General features: G+C 45.5%; 15 protein-coding genes and 1 pseudogene. 2 read left to right on the top strand and 14 right to left on the bottom strand.

Translation table 11 applies throughout. The features are described 5' to 3' along the window. Nucleotides 1–4 precede the first annotated feature (4 nt). The gene (locus tag M72_RS16985; RefSeq protein ID WP_055066739.1) at nucleotides 5–355 is read left to right on the top strand and encodes a hypothetical protein; all 351 of its coding nucleotides are present in this window, start codon (nucleotides 5–7) and stop codon (nucleotides 353–355) included. Between the two features lie 49 nt (nucleotides 356–404). Here M72_RS16985 and M72_RS17435 read toward each other — a convergent pair whose 3' ends face one another. From M72_RS17435 to M72_RS00115, 10 genes and pseudogenes are all read right to left on the bottom strand, one after another. Then, nucleotides 405–569 (bottom strand): hypothetical protein, encoded by a 165-nt coding sequence (locus tag M72_RS17435; RefSeq protein ID WP_261291770.1) that lies wholly within the window; start codon nucleotides 567–569, stop codon nucleotides 405–407. A gap of 5 nt (nucleotides 570–574) precedes the next feature. Next, nucleotides 575–1,807 carry an AAA family ATPase gene (locus tag M72_RS00155; RefSeq protein WP_055066738.1) on the bottom strand — a complete coding sequence of 411 codons (1,233 nt, stop codon included), beginning with the start codon at nucleotides 1,805–1,807 and terminating at the stop codon, nucleotides 575–577. A 15-nt stretch (nucleotides 1,808–1,822) separates the two neighbouring features. Continuing rightward, nucleotides 1,823–2,587, bottom strand: coding sequence for a tRNA1(Val) (adenine(37)-N6)-methyltransferase (locus tag M72_RS00150; protein ID WP_055066737.1), 765 nt, complete (start codon nucleotides 2,585–2,587; stop codon nucleotides 1,823–1,825). Between the two features lie 400 nt (nucleotides 2,588–2,987). Further along, nucleotides 2,988–3,857, bottom strand: a pseudogene (locus M72_RS17775) (PSP1 domain-containing protein); the annotation flags it as partial. 1 nt (nucleotide 3,858) lies between these two features. Then, on the bottom strand, nucleotides 3,859–4,848 hold the full coding sequence (locus M72_RS00140) for a DNA polymerase III subunit (RefSeq protein WP_055066735.1): 990 nt from the start codon (nucleotides 4,846–4,848) through the stop codon (nucleotides 3,859–3,861). 23 nt (nucleotides 4,849–4,871) lie between these two features. Beyond that, nucleotides 4,872–5,312, bottom strand: a complete 441-nt coding sequence (locus M72_RS00135; protein ID WP_055066734.1) for a YaaR family protein — start codon at nucleotides 5,310–5,312, stop codon at nucleotides 4,872–4,874. Then, nucleotides 5,303–5,932 carry a nucleoside/nucleotide kinase family protein gene (locus M72_RS00130; RefSeq protein ID WP_055066733.1) on the bottom strand — a complete coding sequence of 210 codons (630 nt, stop codon included), beginning with the start codon at nucleotides 5,930–5,932 and terminating at the stop codon, nucleotides 5,303–5,305. The genes M72_RS00135 and M72_RS00130 overlap by 10 nt, the downstream gene beginning before the upstream one ends. A 33-nt stretch (nucleotides 5,933–5,965) precedes the next feature. Continuing rightward, nucleotides 5,966–7,366, bottom strand: coding sequence for an aminotransferase class I/II-fold pyridoxal phosphate-dependent enzyme (locus M72_RS00125; RefSeq protein ID WP_055066732.1), 1,401 nt, complete (start codon nucleotides 7,364–7,366; stop codon nucleotides 5,966–5,968). Nucleotides 7,367–7,376: 10 nt separating this feature from the next. After that, nucleotides 7,377–8,300, bottom strand: a complete 924-nt coding sequence (locus M72_RS00120) for a hypothetical protein (protein WP_206541791.1) — start codon at nucleotides 8,298–8,300, stop codon at nucleotides 7,377–7,379. Then, a complete protein-coding gene (locus M72_RS00115; RefSeq protein ID WP_055066730.1) occupies nucleotides 8,291–8,920 on the bottom strand; it encodes a type IV toxin-antitoxin system AbiEi family antitoxin domain-containing protein in 630 nt (209 codons plus the stop codon). The genes M72_RS00120 and M72_RS00115 overlap by 10 nt, the downstream gene beginning before the upstream one ends. A 121-nt stretch (nucleotides 8,921–9,041) precedes the next feature. Here M72_RS00115 and M72_RS00110 point away from each other — a divergent pair, with 121 nt between their 5' ends. Then, nucleotides 9,042–9,554, top strand: a complete 513-nt coding sequence (locus tag M72_RS00110; RefSeq protein WP_055066729.1) for a hypothetical protein — start codon at nucleotides 9,042–9,044, stop codon at nucleotides 9,552–9,554. Nucleotides 9,555–9,665: 111 nt separating this feature from the next. Here the strand turns inward: M72_RS00110 and M72_RS00105 are convergent, their stop codons facing one another. The 4 genes from M72_RS00105 to minC all read right to left on the bottom strand — a co-directional run bounded on the left by M72_RS00105 (nucleotide 9,666) and on the right by minC (nucleotide 13,517). Further along, on the bottom strand, nucleotides 9,666–11,609 hold the full coding sequence (locus M72_RS00105; RefSeq protein WP_055066728.1) for a TaqI-like C-terminal specificity domain-containing protein: 1,944 nt from the start codon (nucleotides 11,607–11,609) through the stop codon (nucleotides 9,666–9,668). An 84-nt stretch (nucleotides 11,610–11,693) separates the two neighbouring features. Beyond that, on the bottom strand, nucleotides 11,694–11,975 hold the full coding sequence (minE, locus tag M72_RS00100) for a cell division topological specificity factor MinE (RefSeq protein ID WP_022045712.1): 282 nt from the start codon (nucleotides 11,973–11,975) through the stop codon (nucleotides 11,694–11,696). 14 nt (nucleotides 11,976–11,989) lie between these two features. After that, on the bottom strand, nucleotides 11,990–12,781 hold the full coding sequence (minD, locus tag M72_RS00095; protein WP_055066727.1) for a septum site-determining protein MinD: 792 nt from the start codon (nucleotides 12,779–12,781) through the stop codon (nucleotides 11,990–11,992). A 22-nt stretch (nucleotides 12,782–12,803) separates the two neighbouring features. Beyond that, a complete protein-coding gene (gene minC, locus M72_RS00090) occupies nucleotides 12,804–13,517 on the bottom strand; it encodes a septum site-determining protein MinC (RefSeq protein WP_022045714.1) in 714 nt (237 codons plus the stop codon). Nucleotides 13,518–13,602: the final 85 nt, after the last annotated feature.

Genomic DNA, 13,602 nt, shown 5'->3' with positions numbered 1-13,602 from the left:
CTGTGTGACAGAAATTGTTGAAACGTCAGGTTCTGGAATTCAGCCTTTTTCAGCTACCCAGACCAAAAGTGGAAGTAAAACACAACGTTATGTAAATTCTTCCGGCACTACTTTATGGTATGTGACGGTACATGCTTTTTTTACCTATAACGGAAGCACTTCTTCCTGCACAAGCGCTGATGTTACCGCAGAAAGTAATTCTTCGGCATGGAAAGTTACCAATAAATCGAGTTGGAAATCCGGGAATACCGGATATGCTTCTGCAACAGGCTCCCATATCCTTTCCAATTCCGAAATCACTTCAACTACGCGTACTGTTTCCATTTCCTGTACCAAAAACGGAACTTTACAGTAAAAAGAAAACCGTGATGCATCCTGATATGTACCACGGTTTCTCTACATAATTATCTAAAATTTTTAATCACACAGGAATGTTTCTTTGTCTTGGTGCTATAATTGATTCCAACCAGAAGAACCTCCCCATCATATCCCAATTTTTTCACCAACTGCGTATAATTCTTTTCTTTGATCTGTGTAATCGCTTTTTCTGCAGATTTGTCCCATTTCAACTCGATCAGTAATGCAGGTTTATTGTTGCCTTCAACAAATGATCTGACAGCTGAATTGCTTTCACCAGTTCCTGACGTCTGCCGTTTTTGATTGCACGAATAAACTCTTCCCTGATTTCTTCGTTTGGAATATACACCTCTTTATTGTCTGCATCATATCCCAGATATCCCAGATGCACCAGTAAAGTAAGTACATCATCCCGGCTTTTCATGGAAGTCATGTCATTCTGAAACGACCCGATATCGACCCGGCAACGCTTTCCTCCAAGCATATCGACCAGACATTCCTTCAGACCATCAAAATTTAAATCTATATAAATTCGCAGTGATTCATAAGTTTCTGTCTGTGTCCAGTAATTACTGTATTTTCCGCAAAAAACTGCCTTTATCACCGAATTTGGATTATACACATGCCCGATCTCATCAAAATAATACCCATCGTACCATCTGCGCATTTCCTCATAATCCATGTGATGACCGGTACACAGCTTTTTTACCTCATCCTCTGTAAAACCAACATAGGGTGCCAGCGGTCCCGGCTCAAGCATCGTAAATTCGGTAAAATCGGTAAGGGCCGACTGCGTTCCATATTTTTTGATCGGTAAAATTCCCGTCATATAAGCTCCACACAAAAAACGGGAAACCTGAATTCCCTTGAACAATGCGCGCAACAACTGAATATATGTCTTTTGCAGTTCTGTATTTTCCGGCGCTTCACGGAACAACGCATCCCACTCGTCAATAATAATCAAAAATTTATGCCCGGTTTTTACACTGATTGTAAGTAATATTTCCGGCAAAGAAACGACTTCCTCTGTCACACAATCCGGAAAGGCTTCCCGTAATTCCTTTCCAATGTCACGCTGCAGATTCAAAATTGTATCCTCTATATTCTGTGCATTGGAAATAAACCACGCCATATCCCAAAACAGGACGTCACAATTATTACGATATTTATTGTACCACTCTTTCTCTTTCTCCTTTGTCTCCTCCGGCGGATTGGCTACGCGCAAATGTGCAAACAGTTCCCCCGCATCTGCTCCCTTAGAATAAAATGCGGAAAGCATCTGTGCAGCATAAGATTTTCCAAATCTTCGTGGTCTGCTTGAACACAGCATATTTCTGGAAGAGTTTAATACCGCATTCATATAGGTAATCAATCCGGTTTTATCCACATAATCTCCGGTTTTCATAATGGATGCAAATCCATCCGCAGATGGATTCAGATAAATTCCCATACCACGCACTCCTTCCTAATATCCGTAAATATCATAAATCTCCGGCATATATACCCCCGGCTCTTTGTATACAATGAGTGGTTTTTCCACCGTCAGACGGGATTTGCCGCCCCGCAGCCCCTCTATCAGCACCATATTCGGCTCCTTATCCACAAACGGATAGACCAGCCGCATGCGCTTCGGCTCGATATGATATGCCACCATCTTACTGAAAATTTCCGCAAGGCGGAAGGGTCTGTGTACCATGTAAAATCGTCCGCCCTGCTTTAACATCTTTGCGCTTTCACGCAGGATATCATCCAGATCGCAGAGAACCTCATGCCTTGCAATCGTCTTGGCATTGGCATCATTCTGGATTCCATGCTGCCCGATCATATACGGCGGATTCGTTGTGATTACTTCAAACGATCCGGCTCCGAAACGCGCAGAAGCCTCCTTGATATCTCCGGTCACAATCGTAATTTTCTCTTCCAGATGATTGTAGGCGACGCTTCGCGCCGCCATATCTGCACTCTCCGGCTGAATTTCCAGCCCGGTAAAATGTTCCCCTTTGGTCTTTGCCTCCAGCAGAATTGGTATGATCCCGGTTCCGGTACCCAGATCCAGTGCCCGTTCCCCGGGCTTTACTTTTGCAAAGCCGGACAGCAGCACTGCATCCATGCCAAAACAGAACCGTCCCGGATCCTGAATGATCCAGTATCCGTTTCTATGAAGTTCATCCAGTCGTTCATGACTGTGGATTGTCACCTCGTTTTTGTTCTCCACGTTCGTTGTTTCCACCCTGATAATTCTTTCTGTCGTAGTTTCGATGCCGCCGGAAATTCCGCTCTCCGCGGTATTCGCGTTTTTCTCCGCCCTCGCCACTATTTTCACGGTCGGCATTCTCTCTGCGGTCACGATTATAGTTTCTGCCACGGTAATTGCTGCGTTCCCGGTACTCGCGTTTCTCACCGTTGTCATTCCGGTCTCGGTATTCGCGCTTTTTGCCGCGATAGTTACTGCGGTCACGATACTCGCGTTTCTCGCCGCTATCGTTTTTCTCACGATTCTCACGGCTTTCGCTTCCGACATCCGTCTCCGGTGACGCATCGTTTTGCTCTCTGCGGTATTTGCCACGGTTGTTTTCCCTGCGGTTCTCCCGCTGCGGACGTTCGTTTTCTTCCTCCGTGCTTCCGTTATCCTCAAGCCCTTCCAGCTCTTTCATTTCCTCATCCGTTACACGGACATCCCTGCGGCGCCGCGGTGTAAACTTCAGATCATCTACTGCATATTCCTGCAGTTCTTTTTCTTCTCCGTTATCCACAACAACCTTAACCAGCTGACGCAGTACATTAACACCGGACACTTCTCCATGCATTCCGGTCGGTGTGATTACCGAATCTCCCACCGACGGCAGACGGCTGTTTAAGTATTCGTATGTTTCCTGCTCGTTCTTCAGACAACACATGAGTCTGCCGCATACACCCGAAATTTTTGTCGGATTTAAGGACAGATTCTGTTCCTTTGCCATCTTGATGGATACCGGTACAAAATCGGTCAGATAAGATCTGCAGCACAGTTCCCTCCCACAGATTCCGATACCGCCAAGCATCTTTGTCTCATCGCGCACACCAATCTGCCGCAATTCGATACGGGTGCGGAACACCGAAGCCAGATCCTTGACCAGCTCACGGAAATCAATTCGTCCGTCTGCCGTAAAGTAGAACAAAAGCTTATTGTTGTCAAATGTATATTCCGCTGCAACCAGTTTCATATCCAGCCCGTGCTTTGCAATTTTTTCCTTGCAGATCACGTAGGCTTCCGCTTCTTTTTCTTTATTTTTTTCTATAACTTTTTCGTCATCGTCTGTCGCAATACGGATCACCGGTTTCAAAGGCTGGACAACCTTATCGTCATCCACCTCTTTGGGTGGGATCAACACTGTTCCCATCTCTATGCCACGTGCCGTTTCCACGATGACGTGCATCGCCGTCTCCAGATCATAGTCCAGCGGGTCAAAATAATAAATCTTTCCCGCACGCTGAAAACGGATTCCTACCACTTTTATCATATTAATTCTCCTTAATTGTCAGTAACAGCAGCTCAATCACAAGATCGAAATTTACATTTGCCGAAATCCGGACTTTCGCTGTCTCGAGTGCACGGATGATCGTCTCAATTCCCTGATACGACCGCTTTGCTGCCTGTTTTTTTATGTCATAAACCTCATCCTTAAAAATGAGTCCGTTTACATCATTGGTTGCTTTCATGTAAAGTACATCGCGGAACCAGATCATCATGAGGTCAAAATAATCATTGACCGTCAGCTTATACTCTGCAATCTGCTTTACTGCTGCTGTCATTTCATACAGATCAATATCTTCCAGACGCTTCATCAGCTGCAGCACCGATGCTTTCAGTTCCCCAAATTCTTCGGAAGATGCCAGCTGAATGGCTTTCCCTACATTTCCCTGGGAAAATGCGGCACAGACATCTGCCTGGTAATCCGGAATGTGATACGTTTTCATCAGGTAAGATTTGATCACATCTTCTTTTACCACTTTGAGATTCAGTGTAATGCAGCGCGATAAAATCGTTGGCAGAAAACTGTCCGCATTTGTGGTCAGAAGCAGGATGACCGCATATGCCGGCGGTTCCTCGATTGTTTTCAGCAATGCATTCTGTGCCTGCTGGTTCATTTTTTCCGCCTCATCCACAATATACACTTTGTAGCGGCTGCTGTATGGTTTTATCACAATATCGTTATTGATCTGGGTACGGATATCGTCCACCCCGATGGTATTCGGCTTTTCGTGGGATACATAGATGATATCGGGCTGATTATGATCCACCGCCTGTTTGCAGGAGCGGCATAAAAGGCATGGTCTTGTCCCTTCTCCCTCACATTGCAGTGCCATGGCAAAAGCCTCTGCAAGCATCATTTTTCCGGAAAGCTTTGGTCCGTTAAAAATATATGCATGGCTGACTTTGTCGAGGGCAATTGCATTCTTCAAATGCCCGATGATCTGTTCATGTCCAATGATGTCTGAAAATCCTGCCATAGCCATCCCCTCCTTGTATCTGTCTAGGTCAAAATATCAAGCAAAAGTCCTTTAATTTCCCCAATACGGTCCAGAATCGAAATATGATCCTTTTCGTCTGCCACCAGTTCGCCTGCCAGTTCATCCAGATTCTTATCGATCAGGCGGATAATGCCATATACCCGGTGGCGTCCCCTGCGGTCAAGAAAATTTTCCCTTGAAAACCGGTGGGAACGGTAAACTACTTCATTCAGAAAGTCTTTTATCAGTCCACGGTACTTTTTCATATCCCGGATGTCCATGTGCTCCGCAAGACGGTTTCCCTGCGCCGTAATATCACTGAGCAGTTCATCCACTTTTGCCTGCAGATCCGCATCTGTGATCGCACTTGCAAGTGTAAACTTGAACGAGCCGTCGCCTTCTACTGTTTTTGTGGCCTCCGGTACCTGATTGACCGCGGATATATCGTTTACTTTTATCGCCATATAGAAATCCTCTTATCCTGTTTCTCCATCCCGGACATATCCCGCCGGATATATTCCGTGATCTCCCGGATGGTTCCTTCCATATCCTTATTTATAAACCGTCGTGTGATGCCTGCCTCTGTCAGTTTTTCCTCGGAAAAATCGGCTGCATCCGCAAGAAATCTCCGGCACATTTCCTCATACTGCGGAGTTTTCTGCTGCCGCTCCCTGGCAATCGCCCGAAGCAGCCGCTCGCCATCCTCCACTTCTATATAAATCGGCACTACCTGTGAGCTTCCAAAGTATCTTTGTATTTTCTGATACCCTTCCAGTGTCACAATATACAGATAACTGTGCGCCGACAGGTCAATTCTTCCATCATCTACCGTAAAATATTTCCAGATCCCATAGACCGTGTGATATGCCCGCAGCTCGATCACCTTGCCTGCGCTTTCCAGCTGCTGTACATGTGCCTCATCCGTAAACACATATTCCCGTCCATCCGTCTCTCCCTCCCTGCGGGGGCGGGTGGTATACGGTACAATGCGTAAAAGTGCAGGATTCCCCTGCTGCATAATCCGGCTGTAGATACTGTCTTTTCCGGAAGAACTCTTTCCCATGACACAATAAATTTTGCCCATTGATCTCTTTCCTCTAGTATAATATATTTGCCGTCATTTCACAACGTTTATACACGTCAAATCCGGCAGTCCCTCTACCTCAAGGCCCAGCCGGATACAATGCCGGATCGTTTCTGCGGTCTGCACGTCAATCGCTTCGCCAGGCACAAGAATCGGAATTCCGGGTGGATACAGATACACATAATCCCCGCTCACCGCTCCTGTGGCTTCCTCCAGCCGGACCGTTTTTTGTTCTGCGTCCAGTGCCTGATCAATCGTCATGACGGTTTTTTGTTCCCGATAGATCTCCCGCGGTGAAATCACTCCGGTCTCTTCCTTCTTACGGACCGTTCCGTCAATACATTCCAGTGCATCCGAAAGCCGCGCAAACCCTTCGTCCGTATCCATAATGGAAGTCATGGCAACTACATAGTTTCCGCTTGCCATCTCCATCTGCAGACCATATTCCCGTAACAATATTTCCTGAAGGGCCTGTCCGCTCATGCTGTTTCCGGTCAGAATCAGAAGTTTTCCCGGATCAAATGAGAACGCCTCCTGTTTTGAAAAATCGGAGGGCTGTAATACCTGCAGTGTTTTCAGATTTTTGGCCTTATCCCGAAACTCTGCAAGCCTTCTGCTGTATGCAGCAAACAGCATTTCCCGGTCTTTTTCTATGATCTGCAGACTTTTTTCAATCCCCGCCATCAGAAGGTATGACGGAGAACTTGTCTCATAAATCCCCAGAAATTGTGCGACCTTTTTCTCCGCGATCCGGTCGGAACACAGATGCAGCAATGCGGTCTGTGTAAATGCGGGAAGTGTTTTGTGTACACTCATAATCACGGCATCCGCGCCAAGCCTTGTGGCATTTTCCGGAAACTCCGGGGAAAACCCGAAATGTGCTCCATGCGCTTCATCCACGATCAGCGGAATCCCATATGCATGCACGATATCCGCAATGTTTTTGATATCCGATACGACCCCGTCATATGTCGGGGAAGTAATGACAACGGCCCGGATATCCGGTGTCTGTTTTAGCTGCTTTTGCACCATCTGTGGTGTTACCTGCCCCTGGATGCCGTAGGCGGTATCTTCCGGATACAGATAAACAGGAACCAGCTGCCGCAGATACATCGCGTGATATACCGCTTTGTGACAGTTTCTCGCCACAAGGATTTTTCCACCCCTCGGAACTGCTGCGCTGATCGCCGCAAGAAGCCCGCAGGTGCTTCCGTTTACCAGATAATACGTTTTTTGTGCACCATACAGATCTGCCGCTTTCTGCTGCGCCTCCTGCAGGATTCCAGTTGCATGGTGAAGATTATCAAATCCTTCAATTTCCGTAATATCAATGGCATAGGGATTGGCAAAAGGCAGGAATGCACGTTTATGCCCTGGCATATGAAACGGATAGATGTCCGATTGTTCCAGTTCATTCAGTTTTTGTTCCAGCATATTTCCTCCACTATCCTAAGAACCGGCCAAGTTCCGGCATCCAGTCATCAAAAAAGATCTCATTGCGGCAAAGACTCTCCCAGATCGGGGACACAAACACCAGAATCAGATCGATTGCGTCTTCCCAGGGAACCTCTGCCAGCCCATGGTTACGCAGATACTTTTCCCAGCGCTTGCGCATATATGTGTAAGCCCGGTATCCGTCCAGCTGCTTTAATCTCTGCTCTTTTCGCATCTTCGGGGATGCAGCGGTAAGCACCGTCAGTTCCTCCAGCACATAACGCCCGCTGAGCGGCTGTGTCCGGAGCAGCCGGTATGCATCATAATAACTTCCCATGCTGCCGATCAGTTCCAGCTTGTCCATGATCGCAAACAGATCATAGCTCAGTTCACTCTCCGGCGAATACACCAGATAGGAAATTGTTCTGCCTCCGCCCACTGCAATCAGTTCTTCTTCTCTTGTTCCCGGAATCTGGCTGACCGCACCAAAACTGTAGATCTCAATATTTAGCGGAACTTTCATATCAAAATACCCGGCGATCATGCTAAGCCGGATTCCGCCGCTCAATGCCGTTACCGTACCTTCCCAATGGATTTTCTGTGCATTTTCTTTTGCAAAAAGTGTTGTTTTGATGTGTTCGCCCATTGCGATGGATAATCGCTGACCGGGCTGCAGTTTGTCCGGCGTGAGTTCTTCCTCACTTCCTTTATAAAAAAAGCGGATGCGCTTCTTGGCGCGCTGCCGGTATGCTTCTTCTCCCAGAAGCGGCAGGCTCATCAGCCATAAAAATTCACGGTATGCAGACGTACTGACACGCAGCATCAGATCTTCCACCGCATATCCCCACAGGAGATCCGCAAATGGAATGGAGAGCATTTCGCTTCTCTTTTTCAGTTCTGTTGCCTCACATACACCGACTTTCATTACAGCCACACTCCGATCAGACTCTGTACCTTTCCTGTTACTTTTCGCGCTCTGGCATATTCCATCAGCATGGAAATGTCTTTATCATTGTCCCGGATATAGGACTGGATCGCCTCCCGGAAAATCGCCCGGTCAAGCTTTGCCTCATATTTCAGGCAGTCACAGATCATCCGTTCCTTATCATAAATCTGAAACGTCAGTCCATTCTGCTCAATCGTTGTGGAACCAAGTTCCAAAGCGTCCGGCTCTGTATAGTATGGGATTACTTTCGGATAATCCATCTTAAACCGCGACTTGGATGTATTTTTATCCACCGCTAAGTGCCATCCGTAAGGCTTTTCCCGGATATATCCATACGCATAGAGTGCACTTTCCATGCACAGACGCGCATCCGGAAACAGCCGTGCGATCAGTTCTTCCTCGGAAAAGCGGTCGATCCGGTCGGTATAATAACCGTTTTTTATCCGCACCAGTGTCCCGGCTTCCACAAATTCCAGAATCTTGCGGTAATCCACATCAAGTGCCGCAAATTCTTCCTTTTTTACGATGCCGCCTTTTTCATTAATGAAAGCGCGCAGTTTTTCCAATGTTTCTTCTGATGATTTACTCTTTTTTGTATTTGTCGACATTTTCCGCTCCATAAAAATTAACGTGGTATTTCACTTCGTATTCTACCTTTTCCTGTGGAATTCGTCAAGAAAATAGTATATAGTAAAGATAATCTGAAACTGTAACAAAGGAGATCCCATTTTGAATCAGAAAAACCAGCTGCGCAAAAATCCTTCTCGCGAGACATGCGAAAGCATCATTCGCCGGATTCTCATGACCGAACTTACCCAAAACGGAAAAAACCGGCACTTTCGAAAAGCTACCGATTTTATGAGTTATTTTGAATCTCTGTATCCGGCATCGGATGCCCTGACCAAACAGGTGCAGCGCGCCGTCCAGTCTTTGCATATGCCGAAGGATGCCGATGGATTTTTTATTGTGGACAAGACAGCTGCACAAGTGGAACAGGAACAATGCCTTGGGAAATTATTTGCAGATGCAAATGTCTCCCTCCATCCAATGGAACAGGTAGAGACCGTTTTCCTGTCCGTACCCTCCCATATGCAGGAACTTCTGCTGCATACATTCGAACAGAGTGATCTCTTTGCCGGACAGATTCTTACCATCGTTCGCACCAGTAATGGTCTGTTAATTTACACCGAAGACAAAAAACAGCTGCTTTCATTATTAAATCGTCTGATAAATCAGCAATAATTTTGTAATGTCGTTTATGTGTCAATTTTATAGTTTAATGCCTTTAATTTGTCTTTATTTCGGTTTAGTGTATTTATTTTTGTCTTTTTGTACATTTCTGTCCTTTATGGGTTAATGTAAAGCATGCCGGATGATCCACTGTTCCTCCGCGGATAACCGGAACAAATCCATGATTCTGCAATCCAGCCGTTTCTGGCAAGTCTCTGCTGCCTCTTTTCCCATTCCACAAATCAGCGGCTCGGTCATCGCTATAATTTCATTCTGTATCGCTTTCCCAACACGCGGAATCGGAATATGCTCCATATGCGCCCGCAATACTTTTATGGAATGGAATTCCTTCTGATAAACAAACTGAGAAACACTGGAATTTAAAATTGCCAGAATATATTTGATCTGCATTCCCTCGATCTTTGGGATCACAATGTTGCAGCTATTCAAAGAAAGCATCTGCCGGTCATCATAAGCCACCACCAGCTGATTGCTAATAAAACGGTACAACAGTTTTTCCGGTGCCCGGTATATCTCCAGAGGTGCAACCTGCTGAAACTGTTCCGGTTCAAACCGCAGATACTGTTTTGCCGGATTTATGTGGTATTTGCAAATATCTGTACCTTTCAGTACCATCTCCGAATGTTGCGTTTTCTCTGCGGAGAGAAACTTTTTGTTGTTTCCGGTAACAATGCCAAGTGCAAAATCTGCATGATCGGCCAGATAACAGACGGGAATGGAATTTTTTATTTTCTCCAGCACACGATACTCTTCATCTGTCATCCGAAAACTGAAATTTTCCGGCACTACCGTCCGCTCCATAGCAATGGTATATGTACGTGTCCGGTCTTCTATCATCATGCCTGCCGTTGACAAAGGCTTTCCGGTCGCAATAAGCTGCAACAGGATGCAGGGACACTGTACCCCGTCAAACATATCTCCCAGAAACGTAAGGGATTTTACAGAACTTCTCTGAAGCAGAATTGTGCGGATACGCATATGTGCCTTTACATTTAAGACCGCTTCCGGCAGCACAAACGCCAGCGTTCCATCCGGAACAAGAATCTCCAGAGCCCGTTCGATAAAAACATCATAGGACTCGGTATTTCTTCCGGAAGCCGTGGCATATCTGGCCTTTAACACTGCTTTGTCTTCATTGGAAAAAGCATAGCCCCACGGCGGATTTCCAATGATGGTATCAAATCCTGTTCTGTCATATTCTGTGAGAAAATTCTTCTCTGTAATATGTTCGCAGATCTCCTCAACATCCGCGTCCGGATATTTCAGAGCCATATTGAGTCGTGCGATACGGATACTCACCGCATCGGTATCCGTGCCATAAATATCTGCCAGATCCACACTTTCCGGCAGCTGAAGCAGGAAATTTCCGGTGCCGCAACACGGATCTAACACTTTTCCCATATGTTCGATATCCAGATGGGAAATCAGTTTTTTTACAACTTTTGTGGGTGTATAGTATGAACCATGCGCTTTCCGGCTTCCCATATTTTTACAGGAAAGATATATAAGTCCCAGAATGTCTTCTCCCGGCTCCCAGATGTATTCATGTGCAAAAAATGCCGGATATTTCTGACAGAAATCCATTGCCCTTTGTCTGTCACCAATCAATGCATCCAGTAAGATGTCATATTTCCCTATAGAAATTTTTCCCTGCAGATATTGGAAAAACAATGGTTTCTGCCCGAATAACTGCAACGCACAGTCTGCCACAAAATAGGATATCACATCCGTGGTCAGCAGAATTTGTTCCCATGTTATCTCGGAGAGCAGTTTCTGCAAAACGGTAAGGTTCTTGCAGTTTTGGGAAACATAAGAACGATATAACGCATTTCCGGAAACATATTTTTTATTTCTGCGGCTTTTTAATGCCACATTTTTTCCTGACCGGATTTCATTTTCTATGATTGCAATATGCTTTTCATCAAAATAGGGCACCCCGTTTTTTATATATTGGGGAGTTATCTTTCCAAGTTTTACCCAGTTACGACCGGTAGCAATTGATATGGATAACTGCTCACATAACTCTTTTAACGATTTGTCATGCAATTTCAAATTCTCCTGGTTACCTGCTTTTTAAAAATGCCCGGCAGTAGGAACCTGCCGGGCATTTTCTTATGTACTCTATAATTTCTATCTTGGGTCCGGACGATGCTTCATATCACGGATCGGAATATTAGCAACAAGTGCCGGTACCGTTCCGTTATTGGAATCGGACTCTGTCTCGGTGATTTTTACATCAAGCGCCTCCGCATCAATATCCATGTAACGTGAGATCACTTCAATAATGTCATTCTTCATCATCTCCATCATCTCGGAAGAACAGTTGGCACGGTCAGAAACCAGCACCAGCTTCAGGCGGTCCTTTGCAACGTTGCCGGAAGTCTTCTTCTTAAATAAATCCATTATTCCCACAATAAGTACCCCCTCTAATTCTTCTTAAAAATGTCCTTCAGCTTCTCAAGTACTCCCTGCTTCTCATTCAGATTCAGGAATGGAACTTCTTCTCCCATAATACGGTGGCAAATATTGGAATATGCCTTTCCTGCCAGACAGTTGGTTCCAACCAGTGGCTCACCACGGTTTGTGGAAATAACAATCTGCTCATCATCCGGTACGGCACCGATCAGGTTTACTGCCAGAATATCGGTTACATCATCTACCGTCATCATCTCACCGCGTTTTACCATATCCACACGCAGACGGTTTACAATCAGATCGATCCGTTTCATCTCGTTTGCCTCAAGGAGTCCTACGATACGATCCGCATCACGGATCGCAGATACTTCCGGTGTCGTAACAACCAGTGCACGGTCCGCACCTGCTACCGCATTCTTAAATCCCTGCTCGATACCGGCCGGGCAGTCCAATAAAATATAATCAAACTCTTCGCGAAGCTCATTGATCAGCGCAACCATCTGCTCCGGTGTGACAGCATCCTTATCTCTGGTCTGTGCGGAAGGAAGCAGGCATAATTCCGGATATCTCTTATCCTTGATCAAAGCCTGACGGATACGGCACTTTCCTTCTATAACATCTACCAGATTATATACAATACGATTTTCCAGACCCATAACCACATCCAGGTTACGCAGTCCGATATCGGTATCAATCATTACAACTTTCTTGTTTAACTGTGCAAGACCTGTACCAATGTTTGCTGTGGTTGTGGTCTTACCTACACCACCCTTTCCTGATGTGATAACGATTACTTCGCTCATGAAACTTATTCCTCCTACGTCCCTAAATGTTATTTAATATATTTTTGGTGATTGGCTCAATATAGATATTTCCATCTCTTGCAATGGCGATCTGTGCTTCCACTTCCGGTGTCTTTGACCGACGGAGTGTACGACGTTTCGGTTCCGGCTTGTCCGGACTCTTTGCGATCAGATCCCCAATCTGAATCTGAATCGGCTGCATATCCAGCGCAAAAATAAAACAGTTACGATCCCCCATACATCCTGCCTGTGCGTTACCTTTTAATGCCCCAAGAATCACAATGTTTCCCTGGGAAATAATTTTGGCTCCCGGATTGACATCGCCAATGATCGTGACACTCGATTCACTCGAAATCACCTGTCCCGACCTTAAAGTGCCACGATAAAACTGCTCCGGCCCGTTTCCTGCTGCGGCATTCTCATACTGCTGCTGTACGGCATCGTAAAACGCCTCGACCTGTTCTTTCATGACAGCTTCCTGTCTTGTTCCATTTTCAACGATACACAGGATTTCAATCGATGTGTTGCTTTCAATTGCTGAGATGATCTGCTGTTCTTCCTCTTCCGAAAGTTTTCTTCCTTCAAAGGACAATGCCAGTTTTGCATTTTTAAAAAATGTACTGGATGCTTTGAACTTTTCGACAACATCCTTCAATAACTCATCAAACCCAATCTCCGGGTCTAAGACAAGATTAATTCCGTATTTATTACTTTTTATCGTAACAGATTGTGACATGGTAACCTCCAATTTCATTATTAAAATGAAATTCATCAATTGTAATTATACCTGTTTGCGGCAAATACGCAAGCATTTTCGCTTT

The organism is Roseburia faecis, from assembly GCF_001406815.1.
Lineage (GTDB): Bacteria > Bacillota > Clostridia > Lachnospirales > Lachnospiraceae > Roseburia > Roseburia faecis.
The sequence above is the reverse complement of the archived record's forward strand: the minus strand, read 5'-3'. Positions and strand labels throughout refer to the sequence as shown.

What these genes read in the sequence shown, in the direction of transcription:
- M72_RS00125 (WP_055066732.1), bottom strand. Translation starts at nt 7,366, where the DNA reads ATGCTGGAACAAAAACTGAATGAACTGGAACAATCGGACATCTATCCG.
- M72_RS00135 (WP_055066734.1), bottom strand. Translation starts at nt 5,312, where the DNA reads ATGGCGATAAAAGTAAACGATATATCCGCGGTCAATCAGGTACCGGAG.
- M72_RS00140 (WP_055066735.1), bottom strand. Translation starts at nt 4,848, where the DNA reads ATGGCAGGATTTTCAGACATCATTGGACATGAACAGATCATCGGGCAT.
- minD (WP_055066727.1), bottom strand. Translation starts at nt 12,781, where the DNA reads ATGAGCGAAGTAATCGTTATCACATCAGGAAAGGGTGGTGTAGGTAAG.
- M72_RS00130 (WP_055066733.1), bottom strand. Translation starts at nt 5,932, where the DNA reads ATGGGCAAAATTTATTGTGTCATGGGAAAGAGTTCTTCCGGAAAAGAC.
- minC (WP_022045714.1), bottom strand. Translation starts at nt 13,517, where the DNA reads ATGTCACAATCTGTTACGATAAAAAGTAATAAATACGGAATTAATCTT.
- M72_RS00115 (WP_055066730.1), bottom strand. Translation starts at nt 8,920, where the DNA reads ATGTCGACAAATACAAAAAAGAGTAAATCATCAGAAGAAACATTGGAA.
- M72_RS00155 (WP_055066738.1), bottom strand. Translation starts at nt 1,807, where the DNA reads ATGGGAATTTATCTGAATCCATCTGCGGATGGATTTGCATCCATTATG.